General features: G+C 66.1%; 16 protein-coding genes. 5 read left to right on the top strand and 11 right to left on the bottom strand.

Going from position 1 to position 17036, the window contains the following annotated elements:
* The first annotated feature begins 46 nt into the window (after positions 1-46).
* Both queA and CLU85_RS02545 read left to right on the top strand, forming a co-directional pair.
* Positions 47-1210: a tRNA preQ1(34) S-adenosylmethionine ribosyltransferase-isomerase QueA gene (gene queA, locus CLU85_RS02550; RefSeq protein WP_100408913.1), complete on the top strand. Its 1164-nt coding sequence runs from the start codon at positions 47-49 to the stop codon at positions 1208-1210.
* Positions 1207-2118: a DMT family transporter gene (locus tag CLU85_RS02545; protein ID WP_232727704.1), complete on the top strand. Its 912-nt coding sequence runs from the start codon at positions 1207-1209 to the stop codon at positions 2116-2118. The genes queA and CLU85_RS02545 overlap by 4 nt, the downstream gene beginning before the upstream one ends.
* An 85-nt stretch (positions 2119-2203) precedes the next feature.
* On the opposite strand, the gene CLU85_RS02540 is transcribed toward CLU85_RS02545, so the two are convergent.
* A complete protein-coding gene (locus CLU85_RS02540; protein ID WP_100408912.1) occupies positions 2204-3814 on the bottom strand; it encodes a gamma-glutamyltransferase family protein in 1611 nt (536 codons plus the stop codon).
* A 145-nt stretch (positions 3815-3959) separates the two neighbouring features.
* Positions 3960-4943 carry a tripartite tricarboxylate transporter substrate binding protein gene (locus CLU85_RS02535; RefSeq protein ID WP_100408911.1) on the bottom strand — a complete coding sequence of 328 codons (984 nt, stop codon included), beginning with the start codon at positions 4941-4943 and terminating at the stop codon, positions 3960-3962.
* A gap of 233 nt (positions 4944-5176) precedes the next feature.
* Between CLU85_RS02535 and CLU85_RS02530 the strand changes: the two genes are divergently transcribed.
* Positions 5177-6082, top strand: a complete 906-nt coding sequence (locus CLU85_RS02530) for a LysR family transcriptional regulator (RefSeq protein WP_100408910.1) — start codon at positions 5177-5179, stop codon at positions 6080-6082.
* Between the two features lie 26 nt (positions 6083-6108).
* On the opposite strand, the gene CLU85_RS02525 is transcribed toward CLU85_RS02530, so the two are convergent.
* The 7 genes from CLU85_RS02525 to trpE form a co-directional block, all read right to left on the bottom strand.
* Positions 6109-6831, bottom strand: a complete 723-nt coding sequence (locus CLU85_RS02525) for a uracil-DNA glycosylase (protein WP_198509128.1) — start codon at positions 6829-6831, stop codon at positions 6109-6111.
* Between the two features lie 70 nt (positions 6832-6901).
* Positions 6902-7705 (bottom strand): indole-3-glycerol phosphate synthase TrpC, encoded by an 804-nt coding sequence (trpC, locus tag CLU85_RS02520; RefSeq protein WP_100408908.1) that lies wholly within the window; start codon positions 7703-7705, stop codon positions 6902-6904.
* A 56-nt stretch (positions 7706-7761) separates the two neighbouring features.
* Entirely contained in the window at positions 7762-8799 is a 1038-nt protein-coding gene (trpD, locus tag CLU85_RS02515) for an anthranilate phosphoribosyltransferase (RefSeq protein WP_100408907.1), read from the bottom strand.
* 19 nt (positions 8800-8818) lie between these two features.
* On the bottom strand, positions 8819-9490 hold the full coding sequence (locus CLU85_RS02510; protein WP_100408906.1) for a LysE family translocator: 672 nt from the start codon (positions 9488-9490) through the stop codon (positions 8819-8821).
* Positions 9487-10071 carry an aminodeoxychorismate/anthranilate synthase component II gene (locus CLU85_RS02505; RefSeq protein ID WP_100408905.1) on the bottom strand — a complete coding sequence of 195 codons (585 nt, stop codon included), beginning with the start codon at positions 10069-10071 and terminating at the stop codon, positions 9487-9489. The genes CLU85_RS02510 and CLU85_RS02505 overlap by 4 nt, the downstream gene beginning before the upstream one ends.
* Complete coding sequence (locus CLU85_RS02500; protein WP_100408904.1) at positions 10068-10403, bottom strand: chorismate mutase; 336 nt, start codon at positions 10401-10403, stop codon at positions 10068-10070. The genes CLU85_RS02505 and CLU85_RS02500 overlap by 4 nt, the downstream gene beginning before the upstream one ends.
* A complete protein-coding gene (gene trpE / locus CLU85_RS02495; RefSeq protein WP_100412334.1) occupies positions 10400-11899 on the bottom strand; it encodes an anthranilate synthase component I in 1500 nt (499 codons plus the stop codon). The genes CLU85_RS02500 and trpE overlap by 4 nt, the downstream gene beginning before the upstream one ends.
* Before the next feature lie 364 nt (positions 11900-12263).
* Between trpE and CLU85_RS02490 the strand changes: the two genes are divergently transcribed.
* Together CLU85_RS02490 and CLU85_RS02485 are read left to right on the top strand one after the other, a co-directional pair.
* A complete protein-coding gene (locus CLU85_RS02490) occupies positions 12264-12851 on the top strand; it encodes a chalcone isomerase family protein (RefSeq protein WP_100408903.1) in 588 nt (195 codons plus the stop codon).
* 227 nt (positions 12852-13078) lie between these two features.
* Positions 13079-14731 (top strand): methyl-accepting chemotaxis protein, encoded by a 1653-nt coding sequence (locus CLU85_RS02485; RefSeq protein ID WP_100408902.1) that lies wholly within the window; start codon positions 13079-13081, stop codon positions 14729-14731.
* Between the two features lie 10 nt (positions 14732-14741).
* On the opposite strand, the gene CLU85_RS02480 is transcribed toward CLU85_RS02485, so the two are convergent.
* Positions 14742-15449, bottom strand: coding sequence for a phosphoglycolate phosphatase (locus CLU85_RS02480; RefSeq protein WP_100408901.1), 708 nt, complete (start codon positions 15447-15449; stop codon positions 14742-14744).
* Positions 15450-15515: 66 nt separating this feature from the next.
* A complete protein-coding gene (locus tag CLU85_RS02475) occupies positions 15516-17036 on the bottom strand; it encodes a hypothetical protein (RefSeq protein WP_232727703.1) in 1521 nt (506 codons plus the stop codon).

Here is a 17036-nt window from a genome sequence, read left to right as displayed (position 1 = left end):
TCCGCAATTTTTACCTTGGCACGGGCCCGTTCGGCCCTCAAGCACGATGACTGATCTCTCCAGCGGCGCAACCAGTGCGCCCCTCGCCTCCGGCGGCCCTTCCACGCCGCGCGTTTTCACCCTCAGCGACTTCGACTTCTCGCTGCCCCCCGAACTCATTGCCCAGCACCCCGCCCCCGAGCGCAGCGCCTCGCGCCTGCTCGATGGCCGCGCCATGCAGCCCGTGGACCGCATCTTCCGCGAGCTGCCCGGACTGCTGCGCGAAGGCGACCTGCTGGTGTTCAACGACACGCGCGTGGTCAAGGCGCGCATCTTTGGCGAGAAGGCCAGCGGCGGCAAGCTGGAGCTGCTGATCGAACGCGTGCTGCCTGCTGAGGCTGGCAACCCGGGTAACGAAGTCGTGGCCCACATGAAGGTCAGCAAGAAGCCCCTGCCTGGCAGCGTGGTGCACATGGCCGGTGGCCGCAAGGCGGGCGGCTTTGACGCGCAGCTGCTGGGCCGCTGGCCCACCGAGGACGGCCCGCTGTTCCGCTTTGCGCTGCACGGCCCCGCAGGCGAGTCGCCCTGGGAGCTGATGGACCGCCACGGCCACCTGCCGCTGCCGCCCTACATCGAGCGCCAGCAAAACACCGACCACGACCCCGACGAGGCCGAGGACAGCCAGCGCTACCAGACCGTTTTTGCCCGCAACCCCGGCGCCGTGGCAGCCCCCACGGCCGCGCTGCACTTTGACGAAGGCGTGCTGGCCGACCTGGCCGCACGCGGCATCGAGCGCGCCAGCGTCACGTTGCACGTGGGCGCAGGCACCTTCCAGCCCTGCAAGACCGAGAACCTGGCCGAGCACCAGATGCACAGCGAGTGGTACGAGATTCCGCTGGCCACGCTGGCAGCGCTGGAGCGCTGCCGCCAGCGCGGCGGCCGCGTGGTGGCCGTGGGCACCACCACCGTGCGCACACTCGAATCCTGGGCGAAGACGGGCCAGGCCTCTGGCGACACCAATATCTTCATCACACCGGGCTTTGCATTCCAGGTGGTGGATGTGCTGATCACCAACTTTCACCTGCCCAAGAGCACGCTGATGATGCTGGTGAGCGCGTTTGCGGGCTACGCCCACATCATGGGCCTGTACCGGCACGCGATGGCGCAGCAGTACCGCTTCTTCAGCTATGGCGACGCCATGCTGCTGGAGCGTGCGCGCAGCACGCCGTGAGCCCCACGCCCCCCGCCACCGACGGGCTGCACGCACGCCGCACCCGGCTGCGATCAGCCCTGGTGGGCATTGTGCTGACGGTGGTGGCCTGCGCGTGTTTTGCGCTGCTGGACACCGCCACCAAGCTGGTGAGCGTGGGCGTGCCGCTGCTGATGGCGCTGTGGATGCGCTACCTGTTCCAGTCGCTGCTGACCACGGCCTTTGTTCTGCACCGCGAGGGGCTGGCCGCGCTGCGCACCACACAGCCGCGTTTTCAGGCGCTGCGCGGGGCGCTGTTCACGGCCACCAGCCTGTTTGGCTTCATCAGCATCATGCACATGCCGCTGCCCGAGTTCACGGCGGTGGTGGCGACCACGCCGCTGTGCGTGACGGTGGTGGCCGCGCTGTGGCTGCACCAGCGCGTGAGCGCCTGGCGCTGGTGGCTGGTAGCCATTGGTCTCACGGGCACGCTGGCCATCATCCGCCCGGGCAGCGACGCCTTCACCTGGGCCCTGCTGTGGCCGCTGTGCCTGCTGGCCTCGGGCACGGGTTACCAGGTCATCAGCAGCAAGATGGCCGGGCACGAGAGCCCCGCCACCACCCAGCTCTACACCAGCTGGATCGCCACCGCGCTGGTGTCTCTGGGCGTGCCATTCGTCTGGCAGACCGTGAATGACCCGTGGCTGTGGGCGGGCATGTTCACCATGGGCCTGTCGAGCGCGGTGGGCCACATGCTGCTGCTCAACGCCTATGCGCGCACCACGCCGGTGACGATTGCGCCGTTTCTGTATTCTCAGATCGGGTTTGCCATGCTGGCGGGCTGGCTGGTGTACCGCCATGTGCCCGATGCGTGGTCGATGGCGGGCATCGCGGCCATCGTGCTCAGCGGCGCGGCCAGCGCCTGGCTGACCGTGCGCGAGACCCGTTAGGCACCAAAATAGCCACCAGCGCTTATGGGATATGCGCTAGCAGCTATCAATTGAATAGTGAAACAGATCCTGCCCACGGCGCCGATCAGAACGCCACCGCATGCCCATCCTTGCGGGGGTCAGAGCCTGCAATATAGCTGTGGCCATTGCGCAGCACGAGCTGGGCGCCACCAAAGGCAAACACGCCGTTGCCTTCTTCCACCGTCACCTCATGGCCTCGCGCGCGCAGCGCGGCGATCACGGCGGCATCGAACCCCGGCTCCACCGCCACGCCCTTGCCACCGGTCACGCGCCAGCGGGGCGCATCGGCGGCGGCCTGGGGGTTCTGGCCGTAGCGCAGCACACGCAGTGCCATCTGCGTGTGGCCCTGGCTCTGCATGGGGCCGCCCATCACGCCAAACGCCATCTGCGGCGTGCCGTCGGCATGCATGGCAAAGGCCGGAATGATGGTGTGCGAGGGGCGCTTGCGCGGCGCCACCTGGTTGGCGTGGCCGGGCGTGAGGTTGAAGCCGTGGCCCCGGTTCTGCAGGCTGATGCCGGTGCCTGGCACCACCACGCCCGAACCAAAACCCATGTAGTTGGACTGGATGAACGACACCATCATCCCCGACGCATCGGCCGCCGCCAGGTACACCGTGCCACCGGGGCGGGGAGCGCCGTGGCCAGGGTCGCCCGCGCGCTCGCGGTCGATCAGGGCGGCGCGGCCGCGCAGGTAGTCGGCATCGAGCAGGTCACGCGGCGCCACCGGCATGGCGTCGATGTCGGCGTTGTACTGGTGCAGGTCGGCAAACGCGAGCTTCATGGCCTCGATGCTGGCGTGCACGGTCTCCACATCGTCCACCGGGTGCGCCCCGATGCCGTGGGCGTCGAGCATGCCCAGCGCCATCAGCGCCGCGATGCCCTGGCCGTTGGGCGGAATCTCATGGACCACCGAATCGCCAAAACGTTGGCTGATGGTGCCCACCCAGTCGGCCCGGTGGTCGGCCAGGTCGGCCAGCGTCATGGCGCCGCCGTTGGCCTGTGCATGCGCCACGATGCGCTCGGCGATCACGCCGCGGTAGAAGGCCTCGCCCTCGGTTTCGGCAATCAGCTCCAGCGTGCGGGCATGGGCCTCGCTGCGGAAAATCTCACCCGCCAGCGGCGCGCGGCCGCCCAGGTAGCTGGGCATGAAACATTCGGCAAATCCGGGCTGCGCACCGAGCTTGGCCGCGCCCAGCGCCCATTGCCGGGCGATGGTGGGCGACACGGGGAAACCGTTGCGCGCGTAGTCGATGGCAGGCTGGGCCAGTTGCGCAAAAGGCAGCTTGCCCAGGCGTTTGGACAGCGCCACCCAGGCCGACACGGCGCCAGGCACGGTGACAGCGTTCCAGCCCGTTTCGGGGATGCCGCCCAACTTCTCAAAGTATTCAGGCGTCCACGCCGCAGGCGAGCGGCCCGAAGCATTGAGGCCGTGCAGTTCCTTGCCGTCCCACACGATGGCAAAACCGTCGCTGCCCAGGCCGCAGCCGGTGGGCTCGACCACGGTGAGCACCATGGCGGCAGCCAGCGCGGCGTCCACCGCATTGCCACCGGCCAGCAGCATGCGCAGGCCCGCCTGCGCCGCCAGCGGCTGCGAGGCAGACACCACATTGCGCCCCATCACCGCGCTGCGGTGAGAGGCATAGGGAAGGGACCAGTCGAGGGCTTGAGGATTCATGTGATGAGACTCCATGGCGGGCGAAGACCCGCTCGGATGAAAACTGGCGCGCCCCAGGCGAGGGACGCCGAGGAGGGGCCACCCGCACCGAGGGCGTCGTCCCCTTGGGGCGAAGGCGCTGAAGGCGACTCAGGGGGTGCTTGAATCAATCCAGTGAAATTTTGTGCTGACGGATCACGGCGGACCAGCGGGTGCTGTCGGCCTGCACCATGGCGCCAAACTGCGCGGGCGTGCTGGGCGCGGCGGGCTCCACACCCAGCTTGGCCAGGCTGGCCGCCACTTCGGGGGCTTGCACGGCCTTGGCAAAGGCTTTGTGCACGCGGTCCACCAGCGCAGGGGGGGCGCCTGCGGGCAAGTACACGCCAAACCAGGTCACCGACGAATAACCGGGCAAGCCGGACTCGGCCAGCGTGGGCAGATCGGGCGCCAGCGCGCTGCGCTTTTCGCTGGTCACAGCCAGGGCGCGCAGGCGGCCCGCCTTGGCGTGGGGCATGCCGGTGGGTAGCGAATCAAACAACACATGCGTCTGCCCGGCGATCAGGTCCGGAATGGCCAGCGCCGTGCCCTTGTAGGGGATATGTGTCATCTCCACACCCGCCTGGGCGCTGAAGGCCGCCGTATTCAGGTGCACGATGGTGCCGTTGCCACTGGTGGCGTAGTTGAGCTTGCCGGGGTGGGCTTTGGCGTAGGCAATCAGTTCGGCCACCGTCTTGACGGGCAGCGAGTTCGTGACCAGCAGCACGCTGGGTGCGTCGGCCACATGGGCCACGGGCACGAAGTCCTTGCGCGGGTCGTACGCCAGCTTGGGCATCAGATGGGGCGAGATGGCGTGGGTGCTACTGGTCGTCAGCAGCAGCGTGTAGCCGTCGGGTGCGGCCTTGGCCGCCTCGGCCGTGCCCAGGGTACCACCTGCGCCAGGCTTGTTGTCCACCACCATCTGCTGGCCCAGGTCGGCCGCCACGCGCTGCGTGACGACGCGGGCCACCAGGTCGGTTGCGCCACTGGCCGGAAACGGCACGATCACGCGCACGGGGCGATCAGGCCAGGCAGCTTGCGCATGCGCACCCGCCACAAAGGCCATCAGCCCCACCAGGCCACACAGGCCACGACCCCAAGATGCAAGACGCATACACCACACTCCCCGACGACGGTAGAACACAGGCGGCCCGGTGGCGACTGCCACAGGCCGTGCAGAGCAATCATCTTAGGAACGCACGGCGGGGATGACCACCACCAATTCGGCAAGGAGCTTTGCCGTCACGGCAAAGCACTTCATACTTATTACCCTGGCAAGCAAACCAGGCAGCGCGCCGCCGCTCTCTCTCTATCCACCCGCACCCATCACCATCCCATCGCCCCGCCATGCGCCCCCAGCTTTTGCAAGACACCACACTGCGTTACTTTCTGGAAGTGGCACACAGCGGCTCGCTCACAGAGGCCTCGGCCCGCCTGCATGTCGCCGCATCGGCCCTGAGCCGCCAAATTGCGGGGCTGGAGGCCCAGCTGGGCACGCCACTGTTCGAGCGCCACCCGCGTGGCATGGTGCTGACGGCGGCCGGAGAGATTTTGGCGGTGCATGCGCGCCGCACGGTGCTGGACGCAGAACGTGCGCTGGGCGAGATCGGCGCACTGCAGGGTTTGCGCGCCGGGCAGGTGCGGCTGGCCACTTCGGACGCCTTTGCGAATGAGCTGGTGCCCCGCCTGTGTGTTGAATTCCAGCGCACACACTCGGGCATCCAGTTCAGTGTGATTGCCCTGCCCACCGCGCAGGTGCCCGACGCCGTGCGCAGCGGCGCGGCCGACGTCGGCCTGTGTTTCAGCCGCGCGCCCCACAAGGACATCGAGGTGGCCTACCGCCAGAGCGCGCCGGTGTTGGCCCTGCTGCCGCCCGGCCATCCGCTGGCGGGCGCGGGCAGTGTGACCCTGGCGCAGATGGCCGAATACCCGCTGGCATTGCCCCCAGCCGAAACCACGGTGCGCCAGATGATCGACATCGTCTGCAGCCGCCAGGGCCTGCAACTGGAGGCCGTGCTCATCAGCAACCACGCCAAGACGGTGGTCAACTTTGTGCAGCTGGGCGGCGGACTGTCGGTGGCCAGCGAGATCGCCGTGCGCCACCTGGTGGCCGATCGCACCATCGTGGCCCTGCCCATCAGCGACCCCGGCATGGACCTGCGCGACATCGAGATCCAGACCCTGGCCGGGCGCAGCCTGCCGGTAGCGGCGCAGGCGTTTCTGGAGTTGCTCAGGGAGCAGTTGCCGGGTTGACTGCTGATTCGCCCGGCAAGGCGCTGTCAACCCTGGTTTTCGTGGCGCTGACGAAACTCGCGGGCCTTGCCAAAGTGCCCGTTGCCGATGAAGGGCACGGGCGGGCGCAGCGCCGACAGCGGCGAGGGGTGGTTGGACGTGAGCACCAGATGCCCCCGGTCTGCGGGAATCCACGCGCGCTTGGACTGGGCATGTGCCCCCCAGAGCATGAACACCACCGGGCGCGGCCCTTCGGCCACATGGCGAATGACGGCGTCGGTCAGCGCCTCCCAGCCCTTGCCAGCATGGCTGGCGGCCTGGCCCTCTTCCACCGTGAGGCCGGTGTTGAGCAGCAGCACGCCGTTTTTGGCCCACTTGACCAGGCTGCCGCCCGGGTTCGGGAAGGGGGGAAAGGCCACGCCCAGGTCGCGCTGCATTTCCTTGAAGATGTTCTGCAGAGAGGGTGGCAGGCGCACACCCGGCGCCACCGAAAAAGCCAGCCCCTCGGCCTGGCCCCGGCCGTGGTATGGGTCCTGCCCCAGGATGACCACGCGCACGTCCTCGGGCGGCGTCAGCTCCAGCGCCCGCAGAGGCTGGGGCGGAAAAATCGCCGCGCCCGCCTGCAGCCGGGCCTGCAAAAACGCAAGCAACGCCTGCCCGCGTGCGCCGGCAAAAAAGGCATCCACCAACGGCTGCCAGCCGGGCGCCACCAGCCAGTCGGCCGGGTGTGCCGTCTGGAGTTGTGTGGCGGGCATTTCAGAGGGATTCATGGCGAAATCGGCAGGTAGCGCAATTTACATATGCGCCAGCAGCTATCAAAAGAATAGTGAGCGGCAGCTATCAGGCAAACAGCTTGGCCAGCGCCAGACCCGGGTCATCGGCGCGCATGAAGGCCTCACCCACCAGGAAGGCGTGCACGCCCGCGTCGCGCATGGTCTTCACGTCCTGGGGTTTCAGGATGCCGGATTCGGTGACCAGCAGGCGGTCAGCGGGTACGTCCTTCAACATGGAGAGCGTTGTGTCCAGCGTCACTTCAAACGTGCGCAGGTTGCGGTTGTTGATGCCCACCAAGGGCGTCTTGAGTTTCAAGGCGCGCTCCAGCTCGGGCCGGTCATGCACCTCCACCAGCACCGCCATGTCCAGGCTGCGGGCAATGGCCTCGAAGTCGGCCATCTGCGCATCGTCCAGGCAGGCGGCGATCAGCAAAATGGCGTCGGCGCCCATGGCCCGGGCTTCGTACACCTGGTAAGGGTCCACCATGAAATCCTTGCGCAGCACGGGCAGCAAGGTGCTGGCGCGGGCTTGTTTCAGGTAGTCGGGCTGGCCCTGAAAGAACTGCCGGTCGGTCAGCACCGACAGGCAGGCCGCGCTGACCTTGCCATCGCCTTCCATGTAGCTCTGGGCGATGTCGGCGGGCTCGAAATCGGCGCGCAACACGCCCTTGCTGGGGCTGGCCTTCTTGATCTCGGCAATCACCGCCGCCTGGCCCTTGGCGATCTTGGCGCGCAGGGCGCCTTCAAAGTCGCGCGTGAGCACACGGCTCTCGGCATCGGCGCGCATGGCGTCAAAAGGCAGGCGCTTTTTGGCGGCGGCCACTTCTTCGTGCTTGACGGCGACGATTTTGTTGAGGATGTCACTGCTCATGTTTGCTGCCTTGTCGGCCCCTGCGGGCCGTTGATTCTTGAATTTCGGATGACCGATCAGGCGGCTAAGGCCAGCGCGTGCGTGCGCGTGACCACCTGCTCCAGCTTGGCCAGCGCGGCGCCCGAGGCAATCGCGGCACGGGCCTTGGCAATGCCGTCTTGGATGGAGCCAGCCACATTGGCGGCGTACAGCGCCACACCGGCGTTCAGGCAGACGATGTCTTGTGCGGCGCCGGGTTCGCCCTTGAGCACGCCGATCAGCATCTCGCGCGACTGCTCGGGGGTTTCGACCTTGAGTGTGCGGTTGCTGGCCATGGGCAGGCCGAAGTCTTCGGGGTGGATTTCGTACTCGGTGATCTGGCCGTTTTTCAGCTCGCCCACCAGCGTGGCGGCGCCCAGGCTGACTTCGTCCATGCCGTCACGGCCGTACACCACCAGCGCGTGTTCGGCGCCCAGGCGCTGCAGCGCGCGCACCTGGATGCCGACGAGGTCGGGGTGGAACACGCCCATCAGTATGTTGGGCGCGCCAGCGGGATTGGTCAGCGGGCCCAGGATGTTGAAGATGGTGCGCACGCCCAGCTCTTTGCGCACCGGGGCCACGTTCTTCATGGCCGGGTGGTGGTTGGGCGCAAACATGAAGCCGATGCCGACCTCTGCGATGCACTGGGCGATCTGCTCGGGCTTGAGGTTGATGTGGATGCCCAGGGCTTCCATCACGTCGGCGCTGCCGCTTTTGCTCGACACGCCCCGGCCACCATGCTTGCTGACCTTGGCGCCCGCAGCGGCCGCCACGAACATCGAGCAGGTGGAGATGTTGAAGGTGTTGGCGCCGTCGCCACCGGTGCCCACGATGTCCACCAGATGCTTGCTGTCTGGCACGTGGACCTTGGTGCTGAACTCGCGCATCACCTGTGCGGCGGCAGTGATCTCGCCAATGGTTTCCTTCTTCACGCGCAGGCCAGTGATGATGGAGGCCGTCATGACGGGAGACAGCTCGCCGTTCATGATCATGCGCATCAGGTGCAGCATCTCGTCGTGGAAGATCTCGCGGTGCTCGATGGTGCGCTGCAGCGCTTCCTGAGGGGTGATAGGCATGGTGACTGTCTCCTGGTGTTTACGCGGTGGGCTGGTTGGTGAAGGCCAGCTTGAGTCCGAAGCCGATGAACATGGCGCCCGCCACGCGGTCCAGCCAGTGCACGCCGCGCTGGATGACCCCGGCGCGCCGCGCCATCCATGACGCTGCCAGCGCCCATCCCACATTCACGGGGATGGCGTTGAGGTTGAACAGCACACCCAGCAGCACAAAGGCCAGCGCCTTGTTGTCGGTGCCCGGCGCGATGAACTGCGGCACAAAGGCCAGGAAGAAGATAGCGACCTTGGGGTTGAGCACATTGGTCCAGAAGCCCCCCAGGAACACCTTGCGAAGCGGCGTGTGCGGCGCAGGGGCCGCCTGCGCAGCCGCCAGCGCTGCACGGTTGCCACCATCAGCACCGGGCTTGGACAGCAGCATGCGCACGCCCATCCACACCAGGTACGCCGCACCCATCCACTTGAGCACGGTGAACGCCATGGCCGATGCGGCCAACAGCGCGCCCACACCCACGGCGGCCGCAAAGATGTGCACGAAGCAACCTGCCGTGATGCCCAGCCCCGCCACGATGCCCGCGCGGGTGCCGGACTTGAGCGCATTGGTCACGATGTAAAGCACATCCGGGCCCGGGGTCAGGTTCAGCAACCAGCCCGCAGCGATGAACATCACCAGCTGGTGGCTGTCGATGAAGTTCATGCGCGCTGCTCCAGAAAGTTCTTGAGCATCGCGTGGCCGTGCTCGGTGAGGATGCTTTCGGGGTGGAACTGCACGCCTTCGATCGCCAGCGTCTTGTGGCGCACGCCCATGATTTCGCCGTCATCGGTCCAGGCCGTCACCTCCAGCACATCCGGGCAGGTGGCGCGCTCGATCGACAGCGAGTGATAGCGGTTGACGGTGAACTTCTCCGGCAAACCAGCGAACACGCCTTTTTGCGTGGTGGTGATGACGCTGGTCTTGCCGTGCATCAGCTCCTGCGCGCGGACGATGGTGCCGCCAAACGCCGCGCCAATGGCCTGGTGGCCCAGGCACACGCCCAGGATGGGCAACTTGCCCGCAAAGTGCTGGATCGCGGCCACCGAGATGCCCGCCTCGGCGGGCGAGCAGGGGCCGGGCGAAATCACCAGGCGGTCGAGCTGGCCCGCCTTCAGGCGCGCCTCGATGTCGGCCACGGTGATCTCGTCGTTGCGGAACACATCGACCTCGGCACCCAGCTCCCCGAAGTACTGGACGATGTTGTAGGTGAAGCTGTCGTAGTTATCGACCATCAAGAGTTTCATGCGGCGCTCCCGGCAAGGGCGGGCTCGCGCAGACGGGCGAACTCGCGGTGTTCATAGGCAATGCAGGCTTCCATGAGGCTGCGGTAGATGGCTTCCATCACGTCGGCGTCACCGCCTTCGGCAAGGGCGCGTTCACGCACGCGGGCCACGATGGTTGCAATGCGCGCTTCGTCGCGCACCTGGGTCGCGTCCTGCTTGATGCGGGCGGCCTGGGTCATGTAGCCCACGCGCTCGACCAGCAGGGGCACCAGCACGTCGTCCAGCGCGTTCACTTCGCGGCGCACGTCCTGCATGGTGACGCAGGGTTTGACTCGGGTGATAGCGAGGGTCATTCCAGCCCCTCCTCGACCAGCTCGGCGGCGCGCAGCAGGGCGCGGGCCTTGTGCTCGGTTTCTTTCCACTCCAGCTCGGGCACCGAATCGGCCACCACGCCGGCGGCGGCCTGCACATACAAGGTGCCGTTCTTGATGATGCCGGTGCGGATCGCAATGGCCACATCCATGTCACCCGCGTAGCTCAGGTAACCGCAAGCGCCACCGTACAGGCCGCGCTTGGTAGGTTCGAGCTGATCGATCAGCTCCATGGCGTGCACTTTGGGCGCGCCAGTCAGCGTGCCTGCAGGGAATGTGGCCTTGAGCACATCCATGCTGGTCATGCCATCATTGAGGATGCCTTCGACATTGCTCACGATGTGCATCACATGGCTGTATCGCTCCACCGCAAAGGCCTCGGTCACCTTCACGGTGCCCGTCTTGGCAATGCGGCCAATGTCGTTGCGTGCCAGGTCGATCAGCATCACGTGTTCGGCACGCTCTTTGGGGTCGTTGATGAGTTCGACCTCCGTGGCCTTGTCCTTCTCGGGCGTGGCACCGCGCGGGCGGGTGCCGGCCAGGGGACGGATGGTGACCTTGGTGCCTTCTTCGGTTTTTTCCTGGCGCACCAGAATTTCAGGGCTGGCGCCCACCACATGGAAGTCGCCAAAGTCGTAGAAGTACATATACGGCGATGGGTTGAGCGAACGCAGCGCACGGTACAGCGACAGGGGCGATTCGGTGTAGCGCTTGTGGATGCGCTGGCCTACCTGCACCTGCATGAAGTCGCCCGCAGCGATCAGCTCCTTGGCCTGGTTCACGGCAGCCAGGTAATCGGCTTTGGCGAAGTCGCGCTGAGCGGGGTGGCTTTCGGTGGCCTTCACCACGGGCGCGCTCACCGAATACTTGAGCTGCTCCTTGAGGTCGCGCAGGCGCTTTTTGGCGCGGGTGTAGGCCTCGGGCTGGGCCGGGTCGGCATACACAATGAGGTAGAGCTTGCCCGACAGGTTGTCGATGACCGCCAGTTCCTCGCACTGCAGCAGCAGGATGTCGGGGCAGCCCAGGGTGTCGGGCGGGCAGGTGGTTTCGAGCTTCTTCTCGATGTAACGCACCGAGTCGTAGCCAAAGTAACCCGCCAGGCCGCCGCAAAAGCGCGGCAGACCAGGGCGCAGGGCCACCTTGAAGCGTTTTTGGTAGGCCTCGATGAAGTCGAGCGGGTTGCCTTCGGCGGTCTCGACCACCTGGCCATCCGTGACGACCTCGGTGCGGGCCTCCGATCCGAAACCACTGGCGCGCAACAGGGTGCGTGCAGGCAGGCCGATGAAGCTGTAGCGCCCAAAGCGCTCACCGCCCACCACGGATTCGAGCAAGAAGCTGTGTTTGCCGCCGTCCTTGGAGTGCGCCAGCTTCAGGTACAGCGAAAGCGGGGTTTCCAGGTCCGCAAAGGCCTCGACCATGAGCGGAATGCGGTTGTAGCCTTCGCTGGCCAAGCTTTTGAATTCAAGTTCTGTGATCACGGGGAAGTCTCCCAGCTGTCGCAGCGCGCATCCCTGTGCAACGAAAAAAGGGGCGCTGCGGTCCATTCAATCGGCCTCCACCGCATCAGGGGGTGGCCACGGGTGCACGCTGGGGCGTTTGCCCAGGTGCTATCAGGCGTTCAATGAGACAGGCGGACGCCAGGGCCAGGCTCCCCGGTCGCTGCAACCTGTGATGAACACGTGGTGAATGAACATGGGCCAAAGTGTAGCAAAGCTTTTTTGGCGGCCCGATCTGACATCCCTCAAGGCGAGATCACACAACCCATCGAAAACCCTGTTGCGGGCAATCCAGAGCGCTGCAACAATTAGAAACGAACGATCGTTCTTTTTTTAGGAGCTGTGCATGAACTTCCTCCAGCGATGCGCTTTGGTGGCCGGTGCCTGCCTGCTGGCAGCCACCGCAATCGCCCAGCCCATCACCGTGGCCGATGTGAAATACGAAGAGACCACCAGCCTGGGCGGCAGCACGCTGCAGCTCAATGGCGCGGGTGTGCGCTACAAGGCCGTGTTCAAGGTCTACACGGCGGGCCTGTATCTTGAAAAGAAGGCGCATACCACCCAGGACATCGCCGCCCTCAAGGGCCCCAAGCGCATGAGCATGACGATGCTGCGCGAAATCGACTCCACCGAGCTGGGCAAGTTGTTCTCGCGCGGGATGGAGGACAACATGGACCGCGCGGCATTCTCCAAGCTGATCCCTGGCGTGCTGCGCATGAGCCAGATCTTCTCCGACCACAAGAAGCTGCAGGCAGGCGACCAGTTCCAGATCGACTGGATTCCGGGCACCGGCACGGTCATCACCGTCAAAGGCAAGTCGCAAGGCGAGCCCTTCAAGGAACCCGAATTCTTCAACGCGTTGATGGGCATCTGGTTGGGCAACACCCCTGCTGACTGGAAGCTCAAGGACGCGCTACTGGGCAAACCTGCATAACCAGGGGCTGTCGCGCGTCCGACAGGCGCGCCCCCTGACCGGGGAGTAGCCTTTGCATTCACATCCTTTTACCCCCGCATCCCCAGACAAACGGCCTCTCACTGCGCGCAACCCGCAGCATCCGAGGCCACGGCCTGAACCGAGCTTTTCGCGCTACCCGCGCCCCGCAACGAGCCGCCTGCCACGCCCATTTCTGCCCCCAGACACTTTCCGCGCCAGACACCATCATGAAACTCAGCAATTTTTCCGTCGGCCTGCGCCTGGGCTCATCCTTTGGCGCCATCCTGCTCATTACCGCCCTCATCGCTGCCACGGGCATATGGCGCATTGCCAGCCTGCAAAGCGCCAGCGAGCGGGTCGCCACGCAGGAGATCGAGCAACAAACCCTGGTGGAAGACTGGGCCTCGGACATCCGCCTGAACTGGGTGCGTACCGAAGCCTTTCTCAAGGCCATCGATCGCGACTACATGGACAAGCTCACGGCCGACACGCAGGCCACCGCGACGGGCATGGAAACCAAGGTCAAGCGCATTGAAGCGCTGGCACAAAGCGACCAAGCCAAAGGCCTTATCTCCACTATTGCAACAGCCCGCCAGGCCTACAACGACAAGCTCAACGAGATCCGTGAACTGCACCGGGGTGGCGAACCGAATGTGCCTGCCATGGTGGACAAGGACCTGCGCCCGCTGGCAGACAAGTATCTGAAATCATTGGACGACCTGCGCAAGACCATGGCCACCCAATTGGCCGAAAGCCAGGCAGACACCTCGACCCTGGCCCAGGCCAGCCAAGTGCTGCTGGGCGTGGGCACCGTGGTGGCCGTGGCGCTGGGCGCATTGCTGGCACTGGCGGTGACGCGCTCTATCGTGCGCCCGGTGCAACAAGGCAAACAGGCCGCTGAAAGCATTGCCGATGGCGACCTGACCCGCCCCATCGACGCTACCGGCAACGACGAGACCGGCCAATTGCTGCAGGCGCTGGCCACCATGCAATCACGCTTGGCCACCATTGTCGGCAACGTGCGCCACAACGCCGAGGGCGTGGCCACAGCCAGTGTCGAAATCGCCTCGGGCAACAACGACCTGTCAGCCCGCACCGAGCAGCAAGCATCGGCACTGGAAGAAACCGCCGCATCGATGGAAGAGCTGGGGTCCACGGTGCGCCAGAACGCGGACAACGCGCGCCAGGCCAATCAGCTGGCCATGAGCGCATCCACCGTCGCCCAACAGGGTGGCGACGTGGTGGCAGAAGTGGTCGAGACCATGAAAGGCATCAACGACAGCAGCCGCAAGATTGCCGACATCATCAGTGTGATTGACGGCATCGCGTTCCAGACCAACATCCTGGCACTGAACGCCGCCGTGGAAGCCGCGCGCGCAGGCGAGCAGGGCCGGGGCTTTGCGGTGGTGGCGGGTGAAGTGCGCAGCCTGGCAGGGCGCAGCGCCGAGGCCGCCAAAGAAATCAAAGGACTGATTGGCACCAGCGTGGAGCGCGTGGAACGCGGCACGGCCCTGGTGGACAAGGCTGGCGCCACGATGAGCGAGGTGGTTGGGGCAATCCGGCGCGTGACGGACATCATGGGCGAGATCAGTGCCGCCAGCAGCGAACAAAGTTCAGGTGTCTCGCAGGTTGGAGAAGCCATCACGCAGATGGACCAGGCCACACAACAAAACGCCGCCCTGGTAGAGCAAAGCGCCGCAGCTGCCGACAGCCTCAAGACCCAGGCGGGGCAACTGGTGGAAGCTGTGGCGGTCTTCCGCTTGTCGTCGACCCATGACTCCCGCCACGGCGGCGCTGCGCCCACCCCCGTGCGTGGCAGCGCGCCCGTGGCATCGCGGCTGGACTATCGCCATATGGCTCCGCGCCAGCTGACCGCCTGAACCCACCCGCTCAGGCCAACTGCGTCAGCGAGTCCACAAAACCATCCGCGTCCACGCCCCCTACCGGCTGGCCATGGTTGTAGCCATAGGTCACCAACACCACGGGGCACCCAGCAGCACGGGCGGCCTGGGCGTCGTTGCTGGAGTCGCCCACCATCAGCGTGCGCGCAGGCAGGCTTCCTAGCGCCTCACAGGTCTTGAGCAGGGGCAGCGGATCAGGCTTCTTGCGCTCAAAGCTGTCGCCCCCAAACACCTGGCTGAAATACCCCGCCAGGCCCTTGGCCTGCAACAAAGGCCGCGCAAATGACAGCGGCTTGTTCGTCAGGCAAGCCATGCGCAGGCCCGCGCTTTGCAGGGCCGTCAGCCCCTCCACCACGCCGGGATACACCGCCGAATAGCTGCCGTTGATCTCCAGGTAGTGGCGCTGGTAGCTGGCCCAGGCCTGGGGGAAAAATGCTTCTGTTTTGATAGCTGCTTGCGCTTTATCCATATGCGCCAGCACATGATTTAGAACGGATCGCAGCAAGTGCTCCGAGCCCTTGCCCACCATGCTCTCGATGCGCTCTGCCTCGATCGCTGGCAAGCCCAGGTCGTGCAGCATCCGGTTCAGCGCCTCGTTGAAGTCACCCATGGTGTCCACCATGGTGCCATCCAGGTCCACGATGACGGCGTCGGTGCGAGACAGCAAAGAAGACAGGGCGGTGGCGTGATCGGGCATGGGACGGGCTCTGATGAAAAAGACCGCCAAGTTTAAAGAGCCAACGCGCTCACCTCTGCACACACTTCAACGCAAGCTCAGCGTCTGCCGCTTCCAGGCCGGGTCTTGCCAGCGCTGGAACAGGGGCAGGGCCGACACATCGCCCGTCACGCGCTCGGTGGTCAGGCCGTCGAGCCGCACCACCTCAAAGCTCTTGCGGTAGCGGCCCTGGCCCCGGGCTTCGCGCGCCACCAGCATCTGCTGGCCGCCGGGTACCCAGCCCGCCCATTCGGCCACACCCGTCTCGGGCGTGGCGGCGGCGGGCGGCAGCACATCGGCCAGCCAGCCGCCTTCCGTTTTGCGCAGCACCCACAGCTCGCGCCAGCCTTCCATGGGTTGCACCGCCAGGGCCACAGCGGTGCCTTCACGGTTGGTGCTGGCCGATGCCGCCCACACCACGCCGTAGGTGCAGCGGCGCAGCAGCGGGGCCTTGGCGCTGTGCTGCGCGTCCACCAGCAGCACGCAGGTTTCGCCGGGGGCGCCGGGTTCGGTCAGCAGTGTGGGGCGGGTGCCCACAGCCGCCCCGGGAGCCGCAGCAGGCACCAAGGCCCAGCGCACGGCACTCACACGCATGGCGGCATCGTTGTAGCCGCTCTGGTCTTCATCGGGCAAATCGGACTTGCTCACGCCGCTGAGTTCGGTCAACGCACGGGCGGCGGCGGCAGCCACTGCGGGGTCGGCTGCGTTCTTGCGCGCCTGCTGAAAGGCTGCGGCGCCCCACACGCTGGCGCGGCGCATCTGCACGCGGTTGCGCAGGTAGCCGGGCAGGCCCGCGCCGTCCACGCGCTCCAGCACCTCGGCCTGCCAGGTGGTGACCTTGGCACGCTCGTGTGCGGGCAGGTCGGGGTTGATGCATTCGGGCCGGGTCAGCGCCAGGACGGCACGGGCGCGCTGCTCGGCATCGGCCACGGGCATGGCCAGCAGGCGGCGAAAGGCCTCACCCTCGTAGCAGACCTGCATGCGGCCTTCAACCTCGTAGGTGGCAAATCGCACGCCGTAGCCGTTGGCCACATCCAGGTGTGCCGACAGCGTGGCACCCGAGGCCTTGCCCGGCACGGCCACCGAGGCACGGCGGGCCAGCCGGTCGGCAAAGGTGCCCAGCGCATCGAAAGCCTGGGTACCCTCCACACCCGCCAAAGCCTTGGCGGGCGCGGCTTGCAGGTAAGCGGCGGTGAGGCCAATGCCCAGCGCTTCGGCGCCTGGGGTGTCCTGCACAAAGCGCACCACGGCCAGCAGCGCGGGGCCTTCGGCTTCGGTCAGGGCCACGCGGCGCACATCGCTGGCGCGGATGAAGCCACCGCGCTCACGCTTGTGGTCCCACACCTGCAAATAGTCGAGGCGTTCGCCGCGCACTTCGAGCACTTCGCCCTGCCACAGGCTGGCCTGCTGCTGGGCACCATCGCGCGGTGCAGCGCGCAAACTGGCCTGGTCTTGCACCACGATGGCACTGCCCTGGGCGCCGGGCGATGGCTGGGGGGCGGCCTCGGCCGCCACGGTCACTGCGGCGCTGGCCACGGCTGCCAACAAAGTTGCGAAGGTCGCGTTCAT

Source organism: Acidovorax sp. 69 (genome assembly GCF_002797445.1).
Classification (GTDB): domain Bacteria; phylum Pseudomonadota; class Gammaproteobacteria; order Burkholderiales; family Burkholderiaceae_C; genus Acidovorax.
Note: the sequence above shows the minus strand (reverse complement) of the source record. Positions and strands in the feature narration are given on the sequence as shown.

Coding starts and splice junctions, on each gene's coding strand:
- queA (WP_100408913.1), top strand. CDS start 47: ATGACTGATCTCTCCAGCGGCGCAACCAGTGCGCCCCTCGCCTCCGGC.
- CLU85_RS02540 (WP_100408912.1), bottom strand. CDS start 3,814: ATGAATCCTCAAGCCCTCGACTGGTCCCTTCCCTATGCCTCTCACCGC.
- CLU85_RS02535 (WP_100408911.1), bottom strand. CDS start 4,943: ATGCGTCTTGCATCTTGGGGTCGTGGCCTGTGTGGCCTGGTGGGGCTG.
- CLU85_RS02530 (WP_100408910.1), top strand. CDS start 5,177: ATGCGCCCCCAGCTTTTGCAAGACACCACACTGCGTTACTTTCTGGAA.
- CLU85_RS02525 (WP_198509128.1), bottom strand. CDS start 6,831: ATGAATCCCTCTGAAATGCCCGCCACACAACTCCAGACGGCACACCCG.
- trpC (WP_100408908.1), bottom strand. CDS start 7,705: ATGAGCAGTGACATCCTCAACAAAATCGTCGCCGTCAAGCACGAAGAA.
- trpD (WP_100408907.1), bottom strand. CDS start 8,799: ATGCCTATCACCCCTCAGGAAGCGCTGCAGCGCACCATCGAGCACCGC.
- CLU85_RS02510 (WP_100408906.1), bottom strand. CDS start 9,490: ATGAACTTCATCGACAGCCACCAGCTGGTGATGTTCATCGCTGCGGGC.
- CLU85_RS02505 (WP_100408905.1), bottom strand. CDS start 10,071: ATGAAACTCTTGATGGTCGATAACTACGACAGCTTCACCTACAACATC.
- CLU85_RS02500 (WP_100408904.1), bottom strand. CDS start 10,403: ATGACCCTCGCTATCACCCGAGTCAAACCCTGCGTCACCATGCAGGAC.
- CLU85_RS02490 (WP_100408903.1), top strand. CDS start 12,264: ATGAACTTCCTCCAGCGATGCGCTTTGGTGGCCGGTGCCTGCCTGCTG.
- CLU85_RS02485 (WP_100408902.1), top strand. CDS start 13,079: ATGAAACTCAGCAATTTTTCCGTCGGCCTGCGCCTGGGCTCATCCTTT.
- CLU85_RS02480 (WP_100408901.1), bottom strand. CDS start 15,449: ATGCCCGATCACGCCACCGCCCTGTCTTCTTTGCTGTCTCGCACCGAC.
- CLU85_RS02475 (WP_232727703.1), bottom strand. CDS start 17,036: ATGAACGCGACCTTCGCAACTTTGTTGGCAGCCGTGGCCAGCGCCGCA.